Origin of the sequence: Flavobacterium sp. 9, assembly GCF_002754195.1 — a bacterium.
In the GTDB taxonomy this organism is placed as follows: Bacteria; Bacteroidota; Bacteroidia; order Flavobacteriales; family Flavobacteriaceae; genus Flavobacterium.
The window spans coordinates 1170562-1194619 of the sequence record NZ_PEEU01000001.1; the positions used below are offsets into that span (position 1 = coordinate 1170562).

Below are 24058 nucleotides of genomic sequence, written 5' to 3' on the forward strand. Positions count from 1 at the left end.
TTAAATTTACTTTGAACAGACAAAGAACGACTGTTTTTGATAAAAATTCTTTAATTTTGGCTTCTCCTTACAAGTCAAAGAAAATTAAAAATTTGATTTGTCAAATATAATTCAAAATTCGTGCCTTTATATGCAAAATTCAGAGGTTTTTATTCTTGCCATCGAAAGTTCATGCGATGATACTGCTGCCGCGGTTTTACATAACGATAAAGTACTTTCAAATGTTGTGGCCAATCAGCTAATTCACAATCAATATGGTGGTGTAGTTCCTGAATTAGCTTCAAGAGCACATCAGCAAAATATTGTTCCGGTAATTGATGCTGCACTTCGTAAAGCAAATGTACAAAAAGAACAATTAACTGCCATTGCCTTTACACAAGGTCCGGGTCTAATGGGATCTTTATTAGTGGGAAGTTCTTTTAGCAAATCGCTTTCATTAGCGCTAAAAATTCCGTTAATCGCTGTCAATCACATGCATGCCCATATTTTGGCTCATTTTATAGACGAAGAAGGTTTTGATAAACCTGAGTTTCCATTTTTGGCCTTAACCATTAGCGGAGGTCATACTCAAATCGTGAAAGTAAAAGGTTTTTTTGACATGGAAATTATCGGAGAAACCACTGATGACGCGGTTGGAGAAGCTTTTGATAAAAGTGCCAAAATCCTTGGACTTCCTTATCCAGGCGGACCTTTGATCGACAAATATGCCAAAGAAGGAAACCCGAAAGCGTTTGCTTTTACAAAACCTAAAGTTCCAGGATTAGATTTTAGTTTCTCCGGATTAAAAACCGCAATTTTATACTTTATTCAGAAGGAAAAATTAAAGAATCCGAATTTCATCGAAGAAAATCTGAATGATATTTGTGCTTCTATTCAATATACGATCATCGAAATTTTGATGGATAAATTGAAATTAGCAGTAAAAGAAACCGGAATCACACAAATTGCAATTGGTGGCGGAGTTTCGGCAAATTCAGGAATTAGAACCCGATTGAAAGAAAGTGAAGCTAAATATGGCTGGAAAACTTTTGTTCCAAAATTCGAATACACAACAGATAATGCCGCAATGATTGGAATTGTAGGATATCAAAAATATTTATCAAGTCGTTTTGAAACTTCTGCTGTAGTTTCTAAAGCGCGAATTCAATTTTAATTATGCAATTATTTTACAATCCTGATATTGACGAAACGACTGAAACTTTTTCTTTTGATAAAGAAGAAAGCCGCCATATTATAAAGGTTTTACGAAAAAAAGATTCAGATATTCTACACGTTACAAATGGTTTGGGATTATTATTTGAAACCGAAATTACGCTTGCTTCTGATAACAAATGTATTGTTGAAGTACTTTCGATAAAAAAATCTCCTGAACCAAAATACCGTTTACATCTTGCAGTTGCGCCAACCAAAATGAATGATCGTTTTGAATGGTTTCTGGAAAAAGCGACCGAAATTGGAATTCAGGAAATTACACCAATAATTTGCGATCGTTCTGAACGTAAAGTGATTAATATTGAGCGTTTTGAAAAGATTATTCTTTCGGCAATGAAACAATCTAACGAAACTTATTTACCAAAATTAAATGAGGCAATTTCGTTTAAAGAATTCGTAAAACAACAAAATGAAGGTTTACAATTAATTGCACATTGCGAAGAAACCGATAAAAAATCATTGAAAGATGTTTTGAAACCAAATGAAAACGTAACGCTTTTAATTGGTCCTGAAGGAGATTTTTCGGAAAAGGAAATTGTATTGGCTTTAGAAAATAATTTTCAGCCGGTTACTTTAGGAAATACTCGTTTACGAACTGAAACTGCTGCTGTTGTGGCTTGTCATAGTGTGGTGTTTTTTAATGAAACGCCTAATTAATAAACGCTGTTTTTATCAGCAATAACGCTAGCTTTGTCATTGCGAGGAACGAAGCAATCACACTTGCAGATTAAATTACAGAGCTTTGTCAAAGTTTAAAACTTTGACAAAGCTTTAGAAGCCGAATTACTAGTGAGGTTGCTTCGTTCCTCGCAATGACAAACCGATAATTTAAAATTACATGAAAAAAATATTGTTTCTTTTTTTATTGATTTCTGTTTCTTCATTTTCGCAAGAAATTGCTTTGCTTAAATATAGCGGTGGCGGCGATTGGTATGCAAATCCAACTTCTTTGCCTAACTTGATTAAGTTTTGTAATGCAAATATTAATACCCGAATAAAACCAAAACCTTCTACGGTTGAACCAAGTAATCCGGATTTGCTTTCGTATCCTTTTGTTCATATGACGGGACACGGAAATGTCGTTTTTAGCGATTCTGATGTTGCTAATCTTCGAAATTATCTAAATGGCGGAGGATTTCTTCATATTGATGATAATTACGGAATGGATCAATATATTCGAAAAGAAATAAAAAAAATATTCCCTAATAATAATTTAGTCGAAATTCCGGCAAATCATCCAATTTTTCAAAAACCGTTTCCATTTCCGAATGGTTTACCAAAAATTCACGAACATGATGGAACTCGTGCTCAGGCTTTTGGAATTTTTGTAGACAATAAACTCGTTTTATTATATACTTATGAATGTGATTTAGGTGACGGCTGGGAAGATACAGAAGTGCATAATGATCCATTGGCCGTTCGAGAAAAAGCTCTGAAAATGGGTGCTAATATTATCAATTATATCTTTACCAATTAAATTTAAAAAAGTGCAGCTTACTCACGAAGAAAATCAATTTCAAAGAAAAACATTTCCGATAACACTGGTTTGTGATCACATCTATTTTCAACAGAATATTGGTTCTCTCTTTAGAATTGCTGAAGCTTTTGGCGTTGAAAATATTATCTTTTTAGGAAAAGATATTCCGCTGACGCCCCGTAAAATCAACAAAACTTCAAGAAGCACACATCTTCACGTGCCTCATTCTGTAATCGAAGAAACTAGTGTTCTTAAAGATTACTTACTTCAAAATAACTTTGAAATTATTGCTTTGGAAATCGCAAGCAATAGTAAACCTCTTAAAGAAGTTGTTATTCCTGACAATCAAAAAATTGCACTTTTACTGGGAAGTGAAATTGACGGAATCTCAGAGGAGCTTTTAAAAATTTCGAATCAAATTGTGCACATAAATATGTTTGGCAAAAATTCCAGCATGAATGTGGTGCAAGCTGCAAGTATAGCTTTGTACGAGATTACTGCTTTGTGAGTTTTTGTTAAAATATTAGAGAATAATTAACAAAAATGAGAACCGATTCTGGATCGTATTTAACAGGAATATTTAAAACCCTCGATTAAAGACAAATAACATCGTTAAAGTGCGTCAAAAAACAATAAGTAGGAAAAAACATCTTAAAAATAACTTTAACTTTTTTGTAGGAACTAGATTATACAAGGGATTGTAAAATTCTCACAAATATTTTATTGTAAAAGTTTTGCTACATTATGTTTTTGTTATAAAATTGTCACATAATTAACCAAATGTAATTTTTTATAACAAAAATCCAAATTATTATGAAAAAAGTTCTTATTACCGCATTCACAGCGTTAGTGCTGTTTTCTTGTCAAAATGACCAATCTGAAGCTGCAGGCTCAGAAGCAAGTGCAACAGCTCGTCGTGGATGCGCCACACAAGAAGTATTAGAAGCACAGTTAAAAGCTGATCCGATGTTAGCGATCAGAATGAATGAAATTGAAGCATACACAAACAAAGCAATGCTTTCTGGAAAACTTGTAAATGGCAAAGTTCAAATTCCGGTTGTAGTAAATGTTTTGTACAAAACAGCTGCTCAGAACATCTCTGATGCACAAATTCAATCTCAAATTGATGTTCTTAACAAGGATTTCAATGCATTAAACTCAGATTACAATAGCGTACCTGCTCTTTTTGCTGGTGTAAAAGCTAATGTTGGAATTTCTTTTGTTCTTGACCAAATCATCAGAAAATCGACTACAAAAACTTCATGGGGAACTAATGACGCTATGAAAAAAACGGCTCAGGGAGGTCTTGCACCAACTTCGCCAACTACAAAACTTAACATATGGTCTTGCGCTATTGGTGGCGGAATATTAGGTTATGCACAATTTCCTGGAGGAGCATCTGCTACTGACGGAGTTGTAATTGATTCTAAATATTTTGGTTTATCTGGTTCTGCTGCAGCGCCTTATAATTTAGGAAGAACTGCTACTCACGAAGTTGGTCACTGGATGAACCTACGTCACATCTGGGGAGATGCAACTTGCGGAAGCGATTTAGTATCTGATACTCCAACTCACAATGATGCAAATTATGGTGTTCCTGCTTACCCTCACTACAGTACTTGTTCTGGTACTCCTGTAGAAATGACAATGAACTACATGGATTATGTTGACGATAACGCAATGTACATGTTTTCTAATGGGCAAAAAAGCAGAATGGCTGCAATATTCCTTTCTGGAGGTCCAAGAGCTGCTTTTGGAATCTAAGAAAAGAAATCAAGATAGCAAACTTAAAAGCGAGATGTATTCATCTCGCTTTTTTTTGTTTCCATGAAAATTTTAAAAGCTTTTTCCTATATTTATCCTCTAAAACCTAAACATGATAACATCTAAAACTATTTCAAACGGAATCCTAAGAGCTCTCGTAACAATCTTAATTATTGCCGCCATTTTATTCTTTTTGTACGAAATACAAACCGTAATTGTTTATTTATGTGTTTCCTTGTTATTGTGTTTGCTTGCCAATCCGTTGGTACAGTTTTTAAGAAAAAGATTGAAATTCAGTAATTCACTTGCCGCAACAACTGCGCTGATTATTTTTATACTTGCAATTGTTGGTTTTATCCTATTATTTGTTCCACTGATTATTTCGCAAGCCAATAATTTATCTTTATTAGATACTAATCAATTGCAACATCAATTTATTGAAAGCGAGAAAAGTATCGAAACTTATTTCAATATTCAGCATGTTGATTTTGACAAAGTTTTAAAGAACCCAAAAGTAACTTCATTATTGGATTTTAGTTATTTCACAGCATTTCTAAACTCTATTTTTGGCTTTATGGCCGATATGGGAATGGGATTGGTTTCTGTATTTTTTATTACTTTCTTCTTTATCAAAGATCAGGACGCTTTTAAAGTAAGCGCAAGAAAAATTCTTCCTGATACAAATGAAGATAAAATTCTAAACTCGATTACAAAAATAAATCACTTTTTAACCCGCTATTTTATTGGTTTATTGCTTCAATTAACGGTTGTGTTTATTCTCTATTTTATTGTTTTAATGATTTTTGGAAATAAAAATGCTTTTGTAATTGCCTTTTTATGTGCCATCTTAAACATTATTCCTTACATCGGACCCATTATTGGAACTATATTAGCTGGACTTTTAACGATGATTAGTTTAATTGGAAGTGATTTCAGATCTGAAATTCTACCTACAACTATATATGTAATCATTGGCTTTTTGCTGGTTCAGGCGATTGATAATAATATTAGTCAACCTATAATTTCGTCAAAAAGTGTAAATTCGCATCCGCTGGAAATATTCTTAGTTACTTTAATCAGCGGAATTACTTTTGGAATCGTCGGAATGATTATCGCAATTCCTGTTTTTACAATGCTGAAAGTAATTTTGAAAGAGTTTTTTCCTAACAACAAAATTGTATCCGTATTAACCGAAAGAATTTAAACATTGAATACTTCTATTTTAAGCCAAAATATTCAGGATTTTATAACTCAAAATAGTGGTGCCCCAATTACAAAATTAGCGCTTCAGAAAAATCCATTTCCTGAAGTAGACTGGATTTTGATTTTAACTCAGATTGAAGCTAAATCCAAAGCAAAAGATAAATTACCAACCTGGTTTGCAACCGATAATATTATTTATCCAAGTAAAATATCTGTAGAACAAACCTCATCCGAAAAAACAGCGGCTTATAAAGCTTCTTTGATTTCGGGAGAATCTTTGATTGATCTTACGGGAGGTTTTGGGGTTGATGATTATTACTTTTCTAAAAGATTTAAAAACATTGCGCATTGCGAAATAAACGAAGATTTATCTGCAATTGTAAAACATAATTTTGAACAGCTTAAAGTTGATAATTGTGTTTGTTATGCCGATGATTCTGCCAATGTTCTAAAAGAATCAAATCAAAAATGGGATTGGATTTATATTGATCCTTCCCGCAGAAATGATGCGAAAGGCAAAGTTTTTATGCTGAAAGATTGTTTGCCAAATGTTCCCGAATCTTTAGATTTTTACTTCGAAAAAACAGATTCTATTTTAATTAAAACAGCTCCTTTACTCGATATTTCTGCAGGTTTATCTGAACTTAAATTCGTAAAAAACATTCATATTATTGCTCTTGAAAATGAAGTAAAAGAATTGCTTTTTGAAATTCACAATAATTATTCAGGAGAAATCACGATTAAAACTGCCAATATTCTAAAACTGAAAACAGAAACTTTTGAGTTTGTTTTAGGTGATGATTCGGTCTTTGCTTTTTATCATTTACCTCAAAAATATGTTTACGAACCCAATTCGGCCATTATGAAATCTGGTGGTTTTGATGAAGTAAGTGTTATTTTCGATATTAATAAATTGCACAAACATTCTCATTTATATACTTCAGATGAACTAATTGACTTTCCGGGAAGAACTTTCGAAATCGAAAAAGTGATTCCGTATAGTAAAAATGAAATGAAATCTGAACTTGCAAATCAACAGGCAAATCTTACTACACGAAACTTTCCGGACACGGTAGAAAACATTCGAAAAAAATGGAAAATAAAAAATGGTGGAAATTTGTATTGTTTTTTTACAACAGATAAAAATGATAACAAAATAGTTTTAATTTGCAGAAAAATAACTTAAAAATGAAACAACTAATTACACTAACTTTTTTTCTATTAACCTTTACTGCATTTGCCCAAAAACCATGTGAATACAGTGCTAATGTATCAGACTCAATTGGTACTTATAAAATAACTAACGAATACTTAGTCAGTGAGAAAAACTTTGGAGGAACATCCAGTTATGTTTTCTTATCATTGGCTCAAACTGATGGTTTACCAACCTTAAACCTGCAAGTGATTCAAAAAAGTAAAGACTTTATAAAAGCGAATTGTTTTGACAAAAACTCAAAAGTATTTTTACAATTAGAAAACGGTAAAATCATTACTTTAATTCACGTTAATCAGGAAAATTGCGGAACTCTTATTCGCGATGATAAAGGTTTTGATAATCGCGTAAACACCGGATATTTTATGTTTCTGAAAGATAATTTTGAAGAATTAAAAAAATCGCCGGTTTCTATTATGAGAATAAAATACTTAACAGATGTTGAAGATTATATTGTTAGACCTGATTTAACATCTGAATTGAATGGAAAAGTTTACCATCCAAATACTTATTTTATTGACAACATAAGATGTGTTGAATAATTAATTGCAATCCCATTTTTGATTGGAAACTTTATCATTTAAACCTGTTTTTAGATTATAATGCCACCATTCTGAATCAAATGAATTAAAGCCATTTTGAATCATTACCATTTTCAGATACTTTCTGTTTGCTCGTACTGATGTTGGAAATTTTTTATAATTATGGCTTGCTTCTATTCCAAAAAAATCAAAAGTAGTTCCCATTTCGAGTTCTTCTCCCTGGGCATTTACTAAAGTAATATCAACGGCTCCTCCTCTATTATGGATGGAGCCTTTTTTTGGATCCGCCACATATTCCGGATTCGAAACGATTTCCCACATTTTTTTCTGAATAGATAAAGGTCGGTAGCAATCGAAAAGTTTTATTTTGCAGCCTTGCTTCATAAATTCTTTGTTGGCGGCAATTAAAGCTTTTACGGTTTTATAACGCAACATACACTCAGCACAATCATAAACTTTGGCTTTCAGAAAATTATCTTCTGTCGCATACTTCATATCATAAACAAAATCCTGACTGTAATCTTTTAAATTCACAAAAGTAGTATCCTCAACCTGATGTTGTGCAGGAGTTGTATATACTTCATGCTGCGCATTTGAGAAAGTCACCCAAAAAAGAAATCCTGCACAAAAAATAGCTTTCATTAATTGTTTCATGAGTCATATAATTTGAGAAATGAAATTACGTAAAAAAAATCAATCTCCTGTTTAATATTTTTAAGTACTAATTATGTCTTTTCAAGTACTAAATTTATCGTTAATCAAAAACAAAACCCACTCAAAATGAGTGGGTTTTGTTTTCTATATTTTTTAAAATGCTTATTTACATTTATACTTTTCGAAAATTGCTTTCAATTGATTCAAAACATCTCCGTTTTTGAAATTTTCTTTAGCGATTGCATCTATTAATTTAGGACAATCAGCAAAAGCTTCTTTAGACATTTTTCTGATTAATGAATCTGTTCCTATCGCAAAACCCATTGATGCTGTGGTTGCATTACCAAAAACCAATTCTTCACTGTTTTTTTTACCAAAATAATATGCTGTATTTGCAAAAGTAACTATGGTACTTGTTCCACCTGCATTTGGTCTTCTGCTGCCTTCGGCACTAATACCGCCAATTTTTACATCTTTGTCATAAATAATATAAAACCACAACTTTTTTCTGGACCTCGAAAATTTCCCTGTCAAAAGATTGGCTGTTGTTGCATATAACCTTTCAGCTATATACTTAGTATCATCAGAGGATATATATTCGATTTTTTTAATATCTGTACTTGCGATTTTTTCTTTTTTTGCTTCTTCATCAGTTTTGAAATTCACTTTAGAATCTTCACTTTCTACCATTTCAGCAAGACCTTTTTTGATTGATCCGTCTTCCATATACAAAACTGCTTTATTGTATTTGGCGTGTCCTACAGTTGCAAATAAAAAGGCTATTGCAACTAAAATTATTTTTTTCATTGTTTATTATATTAACAGTAAATATAGTATAAATCTATACATATTCTCTTAAAGTAGTTTTTCTGCTTCGGCAATTTTGCTGTGCGCGTTAGTGTATTAGAAACTGTATCTTTTGTTAAATCGTAAATTACACGCTTGGTAGCAGAATTTAAAACATATCTCTTTCATATTTTTCTATTGGAATCAAATCATAAAGAGTATAATTTTCTAAATCAACAAATAAATCATCAATATGAAGATATTTCTTTGTTTTATGGGTGGACCAATTTTTATCAGCTGGTACAAAATCAACTTCAAACTCATATGCTGCAAAAAAACAAATTGTAACGAAGAAATCTAATCCAGACATATCTATTCTAACAACATAATCATCTGTTTTTTGGTTATTTACAATCTTTAATGAAAATTTCTTCCATAAAGTCTGAATCGTTTTTTTTGATTTACATTCAAAATAAAAAAATTGCTCTAATTGTTTATATTTTATTAGATTTTGTAAATATTCAATATACTCTAAAGCATCTTCTACAATATCAAACTGCTTTAAAGTAGTATCATGATTTAAATATTGTTTCACACCATAAACAGAGTGATTTAAGACTTCCTCTTCTGTATAATAAACATATATCTTCTGATCAAATCCTAAATAAATGCCATTACTAAAATTGAACCTGCTTATGTTTTTTGAAAGATCAACTTCATAATCTAAATATTTAAGTTCATCTTTCGACTTTAAAATATTAAATACTTTTACATTAAAACTTTCCAAATTACTATTTATCATTATTCAACAAGTTTATTTACCACCACTTTTCCTTCTCTATATATCTGAAAACCGCCATTTTCTAATATCCTAGTGTAATTTCCTTTTCCTTCCTGCATTATTATCCTTTCTCCAGTTCTTTCAATCACATTTGTTTCACCAACTAAGATATTTTAAAACTTTATTTATATTAGAATAAGACAATCCGAAACACATAAAAAAAACCTCGCTTCTCAGTAAGGTTTTTATTTTTATTTGTTCTTTGTCCATTCTTTGCATTCATAAGCAAGATGCTAGCGCCAGAATGAGAGTACAGAAAATATCCAAGCAATCAACTCTTCTATTCCTGTTCTCTTCGAGAGATTTTTTTTAAAATAATTTTTAATCCAATAATTATAAGAATATTTATTAAAATCGAAAAAATAAAAATCTATCTGTTTCAATTGGAATCTTATGACCGCTTCCGTGGTACATAAACCACAAAATAACGACTAATCCAAGCAATATATAAAATACTACTAATAAAATGTAAATTGATATTCTCATTACTATCTATTATTTATCATTGATATATCAAAAAAAAATCACATTTTATATTTGTAATCATTAAAATTTACTCCTTTACTTTTAAGTTTCTCAATAAGTTTTTGCGTCTTTTTATAGCCCTCAGTTCCTTTTTCATAAGAAAAAAAAATATTTATATAATCTTGTACATAAAGCTCTGTCAATTCATTTGAAGGTTGTCTATTAACAATACTTAATGGCTCTTTTAAATCAACATTTAAACTATCAATATAGTAATTTGTTATCTCGAATTTATTCTTAAATCCTTTTAAAGCACTTGAAAAAGGAGAGCTTTGATTTTGTTCCAATTTTTTATAAGGATTCGCTCCTCCCTTTATTAAGATTTTAACCATTGTCAGATCTAATGCACTAGCTTCATGAATTGCAGAAGTTGCCATGTGATAATTTCCTTCTTTATCTGTAAAATCATTTTCTACAATGTAATTTGGATTAGCTCCTTTCTCTAACAATAATCTAATATATCTTAAATCAATAGTATAAGGTTCTGGTTTATTGTAAAAAGTACAAGCATCTATTAAAACACTTCGTTTAGTAATAGGATTAATAAAATTTGGATTAGCTCCTAACTCCAATAATTTCTTAAAAGATTCAAAATTTTCAAGTGTCAATGCTAAACTTAAAACATTAGAACCTGAAATAGGATCAATTACTTCCAGTAGTTTTGCATCGCTTTTAACTAAATTTTCAACTTCATCTAAATCTTCTTTTTCAACAGCTTTAGCTAAATCATAAGCTTTTGTATCTTTAAAAAATACAACATTTATATTCTCTTTTTTACAACTTACTATTAACATACAAATAGCAAAAATGACAAGTTTAAAATAAATCTTCATAATTCTTTTGTATTTTTTAATTCATTTAAATTTATATCATAATACAAACAAAAAAAACTTTTTAAAACTTTATTTATATTAAAATAAGACAATTCTAAACCAACAAAAAAACCTCGCTTTAACAGCGAAGTTTTTTACGTATTTCATTTTTTATCGATATCTTTTAAAGGTTCAAAGCGACAGACACTTGTGCAGCTAGGAAACACTTAATATGTTTCCTTATTAATATTTTTTATAATCATAATTTTTAAAATCAACTCCTAACTCTTCAAGTTTTAAAATAAATTTCCATCTTTCATAATTATTCTCTTCGATATCTTTATTCTCTTTTTTCAGCTTATCTACTTCCTGCGTATCACCTTTTATTTTTGCTAATAAAAACTTATTTACAACCTCATCTTGAATATAAAATTTAACCTCTTCATTAGATGGCATCTGTATATTAATTGATATTGGTTCATTAATATCAACCTTAAGGCTATCAATAAAATAATTTGCAATCTCAAAACCATTTTTTGAAGTTTGCAAAGAATTTGAAAAAGGAGAACTTTGATTCTTGTCTAATTTTTTATAAGGATCTGCTCCTGCTTTTATTAAAAGTTTTACCATATTTAAATCTATTGAACTGGCTTCATATAATGCAGAAGTTGCCATGTGATAATTTCCTTCTTTATCTGTAAAATCATTTTCTACAATGTAATTTGGATTAGCCCCTTTCTCTAACAATAATCTAATATATCTTAAATCAATAGTATAAGGTTCTGGTTTATTGTAAAAAGTACAAGCATCTATTAAAACACTTCGTTTTGTAATAGGATTAATAAAATTTGGATTAGCTCCTAATTCCAATAATTTCTTAAAAGATTCAAAATCTTCGAGTGTCAATGCTAAACTTAAAACATTAGAACCTGAAATAGGATCAATTACTTCCATTAGTTTTGCATCGCTTTTGACTAAGTTTTCAACTTTATCTAAATCTTCTTTTTCAACAGCTTTTGCTAAATCATAAGCTTTTGTATCTTTAAAAAACGCAACATTTCTATTTTCTTGTTTACAGCTTAATAATAACATAGAAATTACAAAAATTACAAGTTTAAAATAACTTTTCATAGTTTTTATCTTTTTGATTCCTTAAATTTTTCCATTACAGGCCCCATTAAGTGATTACTAATACGCTGGGCTGTTCTTATTTGATCATCAGTTTTGAGATATGGTATTTGCATTATATATGTGGCTGGTAATGTAACTATTTTACCTTCCGCCCTTAATCCTATTTTACCTTGTAAATGACTTACTATCTCCCCTTGTACAACATAAGCAGTTATCTTCGCAACATTTCCTGTGAGATTATTATTAGACTTAGTCATACTAGATAATCCTGCGGCATTAAATGTTACAGCTTTTCCTTCAACCGCTAAAGCATTTGCACTTGCTAAACCACCACCTAGAGAGTGACCAGTAAAGGAAATTCCCTTATAAAAATAAGCCAGATCCTTCGCTATAGCAATTGATTGCTTATACTGTGGTGAATTACCCGTTACTGCCTGTTGAATGTTATTTTCCCAATCATCTCCTGAGCCAGGATTAGTCCCTTGAGTAGCATAAATATATTGTTTTTCATTTGTTTCATTAAACCCCTGATAAAGCACACCTTTATATCCAGTCTTTTTATTTTCGTCAACGCGAATTGCCTGCCATCCGTTTGGAGAAATATCACCTCTCTTTGCTTCATAGACGTGATTTGCTAATTCTAAATAAATTTCATCTTCACATTTAGGACATCTACCATCTGGATCAGTATATTTAATAGGATTACCCCAAAATGCACTATAAGCAGATTTATCTATCTGATTAGGATGATCTGCCATTGGATCAACATTCAACCATAAACTGGTTTTCGCATCATAGTACCTAGCACCAAAATACGATAAATTCGTCTCTCTGTCCAATTCCTTTCCATTAAACAAATAAGGCGAAGAAAATGAACTAGAATGCTCTTCAAACAAAACCTCTCCAAAGGCAATATACTCGACATGTTGCGAAATAGAGCCGTTTCGAGTGGTAATATACGAAGTACTTCCTAAATGATCGGGATGAAAATAGAAAATATCATTTTCCGGCATACCAATTCCTGTGAAGCCTTCTCCCGCTTTTACCGTTGTAGGTTCTATTGGTGGTCCAAATTGTACCGGTGGTCCCGGAACATCTCCCGGAGCATTAAAAATTGGGTTACGTGGCCAGCCTTCCGGTGGTTCCTGATTTTCTTCAACTGGTTTTAATACTCCGCTTGGGTAAGGATTACCTGTAAACTCTGGTGTACCATAAATACCTTGTTGTGTTGGCGGTCCCGGAGGCAAACCTAAACTTTTTACATAAGCATCTAAAGCTTTTTGTTGCTCAGCGGTAAGTTTGGTATAATTTACTCCTCCGGCTGTGATGCCTAATGGCTGAGCAAAAGTTCCGTTACCTAACTTACTTACAATACGTCCTGCACCTTCAAAATAATGCTTGGTAAACTTTCCTTTGCTTATTACAAAATACGGAGAAACATAGCCTGTATAATCATCTGTATGAACCATAGTGGCCGCAGTTTCGCCATTAATAGCTACATTTTGAGAATCTCCGGAACTTTTAATCACTCTTTCTCCACTTGCATCATAGTTATATTGGTGAATTCTACCGTTGTCATTGATTCCCATTAAACGGTTTTCTTCGTCCCATGTCATTTTTCTGAAACTTTGGTATTCCGTATAACTAGTTGGATTTCCGTTGCCATCGTAGGCATATTGTCGCGGTTCTTGTTTTCCGGTTTCTATAATTTTATTTGGTGCGTTAGGATGCAATTCATTATCATAATTATAATCCAAAACATATCCTTTTTGCACATTGTTTACAGTATGTACCAAGTTTTTATTGGTAATATTATGCATTTTATTATAGCTCATATTCAGCTCGTAACTTGCTTTGGTAAACTCGCCCTGATACGTTGCTTTTGCAGATTTTAACCTGTAAAAATCATCATATTGGTATTCGTGACTGGAAGTTCCGCCTAAAGTATTGTTTACGATTGGAGCCGTATTTTTGATTCCTAAAACATTTCCAACCAAATCATAACTATAACTGTTATTCATGACTTGTCTTGCACCGCTTTTCACCTGCAATTGCTGCAATCTGCGCAATATAGCATCATAAGTATAATTGGTTTCGGTTCCGTTACCGTATTTTAAATACTTGCGTTGTTCGAATTCGTCATAACTCAATTGTTTGATATAATCATACGTATGGCTTTCTTTCTTCCCTTGCATACTTTGCAAATTTCCTGCGCGGTTATAGGTATAATCCACCACTTCGCCATCAGGATAAATCATTTTCTGGATTCTGTTCCAGGTATCATATTCGAATTGAGAAATATAAGTCTGAACATCTGTTGGTGTGATACGAAGCGTACGAATTTCTTTTTCGACTTCACCCAGTTTTCCATAGAAAAATTCCTGTCCTCCACTCGCATCCTGTACAAACCAAAGCCTGCCTCTTCGTGATGCAGTTCCATCGGCTTTGCCATAATTGTATTGTACGTTATTTTGCGGGTTTTTAGGGTATTTTATAGACTCTAGTCTATTAAAATTATATTCGTATTGTATTGCTCCGCCATTTGGCACCGTATTTTTGATGTCTTGTGTAATGCGTGAAGTCAAATTACCTGCTAAATCATATTGTAAGGTCGTTATTCCTGCATCAGGATGTGTAAACTCAATACGTTGCCCCAACCAATCATAACTGCTTTTAGTAATATGATCCATAGCATCTGTCACTTTTATGGTTTCACCCAATGCATTGGTTTCAAACTTTGTAAGCAAATCATTTTGTTTACTTGCCATATTCTGACCCGTCACATCAGTATAAGTTTCATTTGTTTTATTTAAAGCATCGGTTTGTGTGGTATGCAAAACCGGAACTCCATCATAATTATCTAAAGAAAAAATAATCTTATTGATACTTCCATCAGGTAAGGTTACATTTACAGCACGACCAACCTCATCATACTCGGTTTTGGTAGGTGTAATGGTCGACAAAGCTGTACTAAAATTGTTATCTACAGTTGTTGTCGTAGTTGGATAATAACTAGTTGTTGGTCGTCCTAATCCGTCATAAATAATTTTTCCGGAAATAATTTGAGCTTCCTGATCAGGGCTTCCAGACTGTGTAAATAAGCTTGCTGTTTTTTTCACCTGCAAAGCTCTTCCTAATCCATCAGTATAAATATAGGTTTCAATATCCTTGTCTAATTCCGGATCGTAATTTTTAGTTTTTGCATACGGAACTTTAGCTTCCGGAAAATATTCATACGCTATCGTATACGGTTTTCCCGAAGCAATTTCATAAGGTGCTTTTATAGTTGCCAGACGTCCCTTAGCATCCAGTGTGATGATATTACTTTGATCATTGCGATCTGTAGTTTTTAATACAACTCCAAAACGATAATCGTATTCCATTTTACTCTGATACCCAAATGCATCTTTTATTACCGTCATATACTGATGATTATCTGCATCATAAGTATATTCTAATGTCATTCGCTGCGCTTTGTAATTGGCTGGTCCTGTTATTTTTTGCAGGTTTCCGTACGTATCATATTCAATATCCGTAAGTGCAATTTTATCGGCTGCACTATAATTTTTTATTTGAGTAACTTCTGCTGTTGTTGTATTTATAGAAGTCGCTCTTTTACGGCGTAAACCATCAGTTGTGAACACTTCTAATTGTTTCGGAATTCCGCCATAATAAGGCGTTGTACTTTCGTAATAGCTAATTTTTGCTGTTACTTTATCATCGGCAGTTCCGTTTCCTAAATCTTCATATTGTGTGATGTTTCCATTCGCATCATAGGTATTAAAAGTATTGGTTTCCAGATAATCGCTTCCACCTTCATATACTTTTTGATTAACATGAATCAATCCCACAAAAATACGTTTGGCATCACATATTGGTAAATTTAAGTCAGATACCGGAACGCTTGCCTGCGTTGCAACATCAATAAGACTGTATTCGTTTTCTGACTCCTGACGCATTTTGTCATTTTTATCTTTTGTATAACTGTGTTTCAAAAGATTTTTACGGAAATAATCCTGATTGTAAAACTCCTGAACAGTTGTCATAAAAACTGAATTATCGGCAGCGTCAATTTGTTCCTGAATTACTTTTCCAAAACCATAAAATTCTCTTTCACGACGATCATGATAACCGTCTTCATATCTGAATTTTGCAATCGTATGATCGATTCCATCACCTACGTGTCCATCAAAAATATCTACAGATTGTAAAACCCATTTTGCAGAAGGATTTTCATAACTTGGTTTTAATAATTCATAATCGACCACATAACTATTTCCTGCGGCATTGGTAACGCTTTTTAATTTATTGGTTCTTCTAATGTTCGAAAGCTGCGCTGTAAGATGTCCATCATCTTTAGAAATAATATAATCAAGGTTTCCGTCGCCATCAATATCCGTAAAAGTCCCCTCAGAACGGTTGGTACTCCATCCTTTACTTCCTCCAATAGTTGGTGTAATACGCAACAACCAGATACTAATATCGATCGATACATTGGCATTAAAACCATAACTAACTCCTTTGTTCTGATTCATTTCTGCGAATCTCGGATAGTCAATTGGTGTATCAAAAGAGCCTCCTAAATTCAGGGAAACCAACATGCTATTTCCCTCATATCTTATTTTATCTGCCAATCCATCGCCGTTAATATCCATGAAAGATTCGTCACTATCAGACTGAGATCTGGCATAATTGGCACCTCCGGAAATTGAACCTTGTTTAATACTATATCCCAAACCGGCACTCCAATCTGTAGAATTTCCACTGTTTATACTATCAAAATTCCATTTTTCGACTGGTAGAAAACCATATCCTGTATTCAAAAATACATCTCCTGATTCTGATATTTTATCCGGCAATCCGTCTCCATTAATATCGCTGTGTATCATTGTCGAGCGGTCTTCACCTTTTCCTTTAGAAGCACTTACAGAAATACTGTTTCCTCCTTTTTCGGCTTCATCTGAAGCGGTGCCTTTTGCAGAATCTTTTTTGACACTTGCTTTTCCAATTGTAACACTCAGGGAATTTGAAGGTGATCCGTGGCTATAACTTCCTCCAAAATTAGGTCCTTCAGAACTTGTTTTAGAATGACTGAAATTATCGCCAATATTAACCACCTCGTCTGATATAGATCCAACAGGAGCAGTTAACTGTACATTTTCTCCACGAATATAATCCGGAAATCTATCGCCATTAAAATCGCTCATCGTTTGAGTTACATACGAATCTCCATCGATCGATTTGCTGTAACCTATGTTTGCCTGACCCGCAGAAACTCCGGCAGAAATACTTTTACTCTTGCTTTCGTTAATCATATCAAGTGCCGAAGTACTTCCTCCAGCCAATGTTGGCATAGAAAAATCAGTATAATCGGCAATATCATCTTCTCCTAATCTCGAAGTTCCTATTGTTTGCCCTTTTATATAAATTCCTTCTTCCAGACCTTCCCATTTAGATCTTGCATAAGATGGATTCAGCGAAACAAAATAACTATTGGCAACTTCATATCCTTTTCCATTATAATTTTCGGGATCTGTATTGTTCAAATCAGGTTCTGTATTATAAGCATCTGATTGTTTTAGCAGCGTTTGATCGATAGTATCCGAAGCCAGATTTCCGTTAATAACAAATCCGCCCCAATTGTGCTGATACAATCCAAGCGTTCTTTCATCTGTATTTAAAAGGCTGTAAATCGCAAAATCATTGGTCGTATTATTTGATATAACATCATCTGTAAGATCTGCTATATCTTTTAAATCGGTTACCTGAACCTGAATATTTAGCGCATTTAATTTTGGATAATTTCTAAGAATAGCAACAGATTGCGGATTAGAAACCGTTACTTCCAACTGAATTGGAATCCCAGCAACAGCCAATGGATAATCAACCGCATTATCAAAAGCATTGTTAACTTCTACCAAAGTTCCGGTTGTCAATTTATATCTTTTACGGGCCAACAAAACATTATTTTGCTTCGCCGATAAAATAACATCACCATTATAATTATTTACCGTTCCGGCAGGAAAAGGCGGTGCCAGAACCAAATCTGCAGGTAAAATGTTTAGTTTTACTTTTCCGTTTACAGTCGTAGTTACTCCCGGAATAGCATAATTTCCTTCTCTTTTATTGTATAATAAATGAGAAACTTCCATAGGAACTTCTTCTAATGTTCCTCCTGAAATTACCGGTACAGTAACTGTTGGCGCAAAAGAAATGCTTTGCCAATTGATATTTGTTTCCGTTTCTAATGCTACGGTTATTTGTGTTTCAGCTTCGAATGCCGACAAACTTACAGTTGACAAATCGAAATTTACTACATCATTTGCCAGGAAAATTTTCTCGAATAAAACCACTGAAGGATTTGCACCATCCAGATAGTTTTTGGAAATCTTTAATTTGATATGATCTGAAGTAACAGGTTTATTCAATATTCCTTTCAATAAAACATTTCCGACAACAGGAACTACTTTTCCGGCAGGAGAACTGCTAAAAAAATCTGTACTTGCCTTGTAGGTCGCTAATGAATAAGTGTTCACATCTTTTAAAGTGGAAGCAACCGTAAAATCACTGTTGACTAAATTTCCGTTAATATCTCTGTCATATTGTTTTACCTGCGAATACGTAATAACCGGATCCCAAATCACGGTATCAAAATTTCCGTCTTTTACAGAACTGACTCTGAAATACAATCGTTCTCCTTTTTCTACAGAAATCGCTGTATTTTGTTTGGTTTTCACCGAATAATCAGTTGCGCCAATTGCTTCATTCCAAACTAATTGATTTCCTTTTTGAAAATACAAACGAACGCCATCTGCTTTATCGGTTCCTGCATTATTCACATATTCGGAACGAGCTTTTATTCGTTCAGGTGTAGATTCTGCTAAAAGTTGGTATTGATGCGAAACAGAAACAATTCCTTTTGCAGGAGCTTCCCACATACGAACAACATCATGCAGCGGATTTTGTTTTTCTATTTCTTCTGCCGAGATTGTTGTAAATCCGGGAATCGTTACATTTCCTCCTCCAAAAACGGGAGACGGAGTTCCTGTACTGCTATTTCTAAAAGTCGGAATTCCGCTTTCCAATCGGTTATAATATACTTGTCCGTTGCGAACAAAATCCGTTAGTCCGTCACCATTAAAGTCCATAAAATAAACTTTGGTTTTATTGGTCGAACGCTGTTCTTCGTATCCGATGTTTCCGTATTTTAAATTCAAATCTACTCCCCAATTAAACGAAGTTGATTTAGAGTATCCAACATCACTAATATTAAGACTTTGCAGATCTCCAAAAGAATTTTGTCCTGACGCTGATAAGTTTTTTCGATAATAAACACCATCTTTGGTTTTAAACACTTTATCCGGCAATCCGTCTCCGTCAAGATCTTCTAATACCACGGCAACATCAGAGGAACCCCAATTATTTCCTCCGTGACCACCAACTGTAAAACCTTTCAAACTTCCGCTATTAAGCGCTAATCCAACCCCAATACGGTAACTTACTCCTGCAGTAGAACCTTCAGAACTACTTACCAAAGAGTGTTTTCCTGAAAATAAAATATCACTAAACGAAGGAATTGAACTGTTTTTAAGATTATCATTTGGAACACTCCACGTTTGTTCCGGTCCAAACGGATTGTATTTTCCGGAAGCATCACGAATATCATCAAAATAATCTAAGGTATTCGTATAAAACAATTTGGACTCCGAATCATATTCTGAAACTGATTTAAGCAATGTTTTCTTAAAAGCTCCCAAAGTATAATTTAGTTCATAACTGCGAATCATATCGTTTTTATAACGTACTTCAATTTTTCGCAACAATTCATTATTCAATTGTCTGAATCCTAATCTTGCCGAAATTTGTACGTCTGGTCGGTTTGCTTCTCCTAAATCTCCACTTTTTACAAAAGTGACACTGTAGTTTCCTTTATCAGATCCAAAACCGGTGTAATATACTTTTTTAAGAAAGAGTTGACCGTCCTTTTTATCGTACTCATAAGTAACCGTATTTCCTTTTAAATCGACTTGCAGACAAAGTCCCCAATGCCCAACATTTCCATTGGCATCCTGCAAAACTCCATTTGACGAAAGTCCGGAATCCGTTCCTCCGTAATAACTCGTAACTCCGCTTTTATCTTTTACAACCCAATAATAATTTTTAGGAGAAGATCCTTTACGGATAATCTGCTGAAAAGCACCTTCGCGTCTTGGATAAAATTGTTTGTCTGTAGTACGTCCAATCCAATCTACTCTATGTGAATTAGGAATTAATTGTTCTCCGCCAATCGAATACGTTTCCGTTTCTTTTGAAGCATCATATCGTGGTGCTCCCCAACGGGTTTCGATACTTACTGTTGGTGCCGAAATATCCCAGCCCATTCCTGCCCAACTATGACCGCCGTCACTATCATATTGCAAATTCAGCGATGGCTGCATTCCTCCTCTTCCGTTTGGTATTGCAATAGAAAAACCTGTACTTGCCGTTCCTCTTCCGTTTGCCGATGGTGGAGCAATGGATTGAATTCCAACTAACGGACTTGCTGCTTTTAGATCTTTAATACTCGTTGGTGTATAACCAGAAGTTTCCGGAGATTCCGGCATTTTGATAATTCCGGCAATAAAATCCGTAAAATGAGTCGTTTTAGCCTTGATAATTCCCTGCTTAATATCTAAGGAATCTTTGGTTACTTCCTGCCACAATCTCTTATTTTCATCAAAATAAAATACATTAATATCTTTTTCTGTATAACCTTCGGGAATTGCTTTTTTATCAAATGGAAGTGATAATGTTACTGCTTTTTCAAAAATGGTTCCGTGTGGCAATAATCTAAAACCTGCATTTGTTCCTGTAACGTTTACCATTGCAGCGTTTAATGGCGCAACGTCAATTTTTCGCAATCCACTTACAGAAACTGATACATTATTTTTTAAAGCTCCAACCGGAAAAACAGCCAGAAAGTCTTTGTATGCTAATTTATTTTCTGTCTGAAAATCAACAATTTTTGAAATACGTTCTTTTGCATTTTCAATGGATCTGAAACGTTCTACTTTTAGAAATTGATTGGTTTCTAATCGCTCATTTACAATAATTCCAGTTGAAGTTTCTTTGGTAACTAAAATAGATTTACCAGCAGTTTCAGCATCAAATACCAATTCAAATTCAGGCTGATTTACATCAATAGCAATTCCGCCAATACTCATTTTTCTAATCTCAGAAGGAAAATTGGTTCCTTTGATGTATAATTTATTTTCTGATTTTAGTAACGTATAATGAAAGGAAGGTTTTGCCGATTTGTAGACAATTCGAACATTTTTAACTTTATATCCATTCAAAATTCCTTCGGGAGCGGTAAACAACAAAACGTTATCGCCTTCTCGCAATGACTTTTCTGAAAGCAACTCAGATTGTTTGGTCCAGTTTTTATTTTGAGATAAAAATTGCCCTCCAATACTTGGCTGATTGTTTAAACTTCTTGAAATCGAAGCTGCCTGATCATAACCATACAATTCATATTCCAGATAAGCATGTTCTTCATTTGATGGCAAAACATCAACTTTAAGATGAAAAACGTTATCATAAGCATCGTCAATATCCTCTTCGTCTTTTGTACCAATAATTCCCTCGGCAATATCTGCGGGAAATGATTTTATGTTTTTGTTTTCGCTGCTAAAGATTCCAATAGAATCTGTCTTTGAAATAACGGTTTCCTTTTCTAAAATAGTTTCAGTAAATAAAGAAGCTATTTTGTAAGGTCCAAAATTGGCTGCAAACAAAAAAGAACCTATTAAAAATACCAGTATTATTATTTTATTTTTCATAAAGTATGATAATCGATTATGGGGCAATCGATTTATTTTTAATTATTTCAATATTCTAATCTGTGTAATCTATTCTGAAAACAGCTTTAAAATTATTTCACAATAACTTTAAAAGTTTTAGTACCAAAATCAGAATTTACAGTAACCAAATACATTCCTGCGGCGCTTTTAATACTTTCATCATACAAATAAGTTTCTATTTGCGGTAACTGTTTTTGTTTTACCAGCGAACCGGTTGGACTATAAATAGAAATTGTTGCATTTGTTTTTTTGGGAAACTGCATTGCGATCGAAAAATGCCCTTCTATTGTAGGATTTGGATATAAAATCAAGACACTCGAATCTGTAATTTCTTTTCCGTCTGTTGCCACTACAATCTTTGTAGATGTTTTACATTCCTGACCGTTCAGTAATCTTAATTCATAATTACCTGGCTGATCAATTAGTATTTTTGGGTTATTATCGATAAAATCCCCTTCATAAAACCATTGATATTGATAATTGCCATTTGGTAAACCTTCACTTGCATCAAAGGTTAAAGCATTGCCATCTGTCAACAAATAATTTGGTTTAAGATTAGGAAATGTTCCCTGTTTATCAGCAACAAAAACGGTTTCTGAATATAAATTTCCTTTTCCGTCTCGTACGATATAATCATAAGTTCCTGACGAAAGTTGTAATCCTGAAGTACTTTTTGCCGCTTGATTCCATTGTTTTACCACGGCTTCACTTCCTTCTTTTTTAACGGTAACGGTAAATGGCGCCTGACCTCCTTCAATCGTATAATTTAATTCTCCAGATCCAATAACTCCGCAATTAGCTTCAGTAATCCAGACTCTGCTGAACATTTCCGGCGCAACTTTTAGTGTAAATTTTGCTTTACCGGTTTTTTGTTTGTCCCAATTAAAATCATTCAGTGTTAGTTTTTCTTTATTAGAAGTGCTTGCTAAACGAATGTATTCAGAATCTTTTTCGTCATAAGTTCCTTTGCCTGAATAATCAACCAATAACCAGTAATAAGTATCTTTTGGTAATGTTCCCTTTATAAAATTTGGATTAAAACTCCAATCCAAACTTAAATCAGCGGGATTAGAAAAATCCAATTGCCATTCTCTTGAAATCCCAACTGGTTCTCCTTGTTCTTGCTTTTTAACCAAAAGATTTTTACCATTATCACTCCAAAAAGCAAAATAATTATCCGGAATTTTATCTGATTTACTTTTAAGTTCAATTGTCAAAAGTCCTTCATCAATCATATTATTACTCTTGGTCTGTAATAATCCGCTGGCATCATCGCGCCCAATTCCTGTAATGGAAGATTCAAATCCTTTGTGTTTTTCGATATCCCAAATCGTTTCACCTTTACTATTCAGGTAATTTTTGATATCAAATTGTGAAAGCGAAATACCATATTTAATGGCTAAATAACTGGCTACTTTTTGAGTTTCAAGCCCGGACAAAACTCTGTTATAAACCAGAATTTCGCTTATATTTCCTTTAAATTCTTCTGGCGGAAGCTTTTCAAATTTTGACTTTTGTCCAATAATCAAAGACGATAACTTTGCAACACTATCTGTTACATTTTGCTGAAAAAAATGAATATTCGCTTTATGTGGTTTAATTTTTTCCTGATAGGTTTGATAAGAGAATTTCTTTAAATCGACTAATCGTTTATTGGTCGCAACCGAAAGTGTTTTTTTAGGATCGTTTATGGTCCATAAAAATTGTTCTTTCAAACTATCTTTCACTTTGTAAACCATAAACAAAGTCTGTTTTCTTTTACTATCTGATCCTAAGGGCAAAATCAAAGAATCTTGTGTTGTATCAAAAACAATACTTGGATTAAAATTAAAAACAGCTCCAGTATGTTTTCTTCCTGATATTTTGGCTTCTTTTTTTGTCAAGCTTTCCCAATAATAAGCGTCTCCGCTATTTCGGGATTTTATCCAATATTGCGGTTCTTCTACTAATCCCGGTAAAACTTTCTTTTGAGAAAAAACAGTATTACCTCCCAATAAAATTCCAAAAAAAGCTATTAAAAAAATCTTTTTACACATAATTCCTATGTTTTTAAAGG

At 33.1% G+C, this 24058-nt stretch carries 15 protein-coding genes; 8 read left to right on the forward strand and 7 right to left on the reverse strand.

All coding sequences use genetic code 11. The features are described 5' to 3' along the window. Positions 1-130: 130 nt before the first annotated feature. The 8 genes from tsaD to CLU81_RS04145 all read left to right on the forward strand — a co-directional run bounded on the left by tsaD (position 131) and on the right by CLU81_RS04145 (position 7411). Entirely contained in the window at positions 131-1153 is a 1023-nt protein-coding gene (tsaD, locus tag CLU81_RS04110; protein WP_099708664.1) for a tRNA (adenosine(37)-N6)-threonylcarbamoyltransferase complex transferase subunit TsaD, read from the forward strand. 2 nt (positions 1154-1155) lie between these two features. Then, a complete protein-coding gene (locus CLU81_RS04115) occupies positions 1156-1869 on the forward strand; it encodes a 16S rRNA (uracil(1498)-N(3))-methyltransferase (RefSeq protein ID WP_099708665.1) in 714 nt (237 codons plus the stop codon). Between the two features lie 181 nt (positions 1870-2050). Then, the gene (locus CLU81_RS04120; protein WP_099708666.1) at positions 2051-2689 is read left to right on the forward strand and encodes a DUF4159 domain-containing protein; all 639 of its coding nucleotides are present in this window, start codon (positions 2051-2053) and stop codon (positions 2687-2689) included. Positions 2690-2699: 10 nt separating this feature from the next. Further along, complete coding sequence (locus CLU81_RS04125) at positions 2700-3197, forward strand: TrmH family RNA methyltransferase (RefSeq protein ID WP_099712662.1); 498 nt, start codon at positions 2700-2702, stop codon at positions 3195-3197. Positions 3198-3502: 305 nt separating this feature from the next. Continuing rightward, the gene (locus tag CLU81_RS04130; protein WP_099708667.1) at positions 3503-4453 is read left to right on the forward strand and encodes a zinc metalloprotease; all 951 of its coding nucleotides are present in this window, start codon (positions 3503-3505) and stop codon (positions 4451-4453) included. Positions 4454-4565: 112 nt separating this feature from the next. Continuing rightward, complete coding sequence (locus CLU81_RS04135) at positions 4566-5657, forward strand: AI-2E family transporter (RefSeq protein WP_099708668.1); 1092 nt, start codon at positions 4566-4568, stop codon at positions 5655-5657. Positions 5658-5660: 3 nt separating this feature from the next. Then, entirely contained in the window at positions 5661-6842 is a 1182-nt protein-coding gene (locus CLU81_RS04140) for an SAM-dependent methyltransferase (protein ID WP_099708669.1), read from the forward strand. Between the two features lie 2 nt (positions 6843-6844). Further along, positions 6845-7411 (forward strand): hypothetical protein, encoded by a 567-nt coding sequence (locus tag CLU81_RS04145; protein ID WP_099708670.1) that lies wholly within the window; start codon positions 6845-6847, stop codon positions 7409-7411. Here CLU81_RS04145 and CLU81_RS04150 read toward each other — a convergent pair whose 3' ends face one another. The 7 genes from CLU81_RS04150 to CLU81_RS04180 form a co-directional block, all read right to left on the reverse strand. Further along, entirely contained in the window at positions 7412-8065 is a 654-nt protein-coding gene (locus CLU81_RS04150) for a M15 family metallopeptidase (RefSeq protein WP_233209651.1), read from the reverse strand. 162 nt (positions 8066-8227) lie between these two features. Continuing rightward, a complete protein-coding gene (locus CLU81_RS04155) occupies positions 8228-8872 on the reverse strand; it encodes a hypothetical protein (protein ID WP_099708671.1) in 645 nt (214 codons plus the stop codon). Between the two features lie 148 nt (positions 8873-9020). Then, positions 9021-9653: a hypothetical protein gene (locus CLU81_RS04160; RefSeq protein ID WP_099708672.1), complete on the reverse strand. Its 633-nt coding sequence runs from the start codon at positions 9651-9653 to the stop codon at positions 9021-9023. 563 nt (positions 9654-10216) lie between these two features. Further along, positions 10217-11050, reverse strand: coding sequence for a hypothetical protein (locus CLU81_RS04165; protein WP_144444467.1), 834 nt, complete (start codon positions 11048-11050; stop codon positions 10217-10219). Between the two features lie 222 nt (positions 11051-11272). After that, a complete protein-coding gene (locus CLU81_RS04170) occupies positions 11273-12160 on the reverse strand; it encodes an ankyrin repeat domain-containing protein (protein ID WP_099708674.1) in 888 nt (295 codons plus the stop codon). 5 nt (positions 12161-12165) lie between these two features. Continuing rightward, on the reverse strand, positions 12166-21981 hold the full coding sequence (locus CLU81_RS04175; protein WP_099708675.1) for a SpvB/TcaC N-terminal domain-containing protein: 9816 nt from the start codon (positions 21979-21981) through the stop codon (positions 12166-12168). Between the two features lie 92 nt (positions 21982-22073). Next, complete coding sequence (locus CLU81_RS04180) at positions 22074-24038, reverse strand: T9SS type A sorting domain-containing protein (protein WP_099708676.1); 1965 nt, start codon at positions 24036-24038, stop codon at positions 22074-22076. Between the last annotated feature and the right edge of the window lie 20 nt (positions 24039-24058).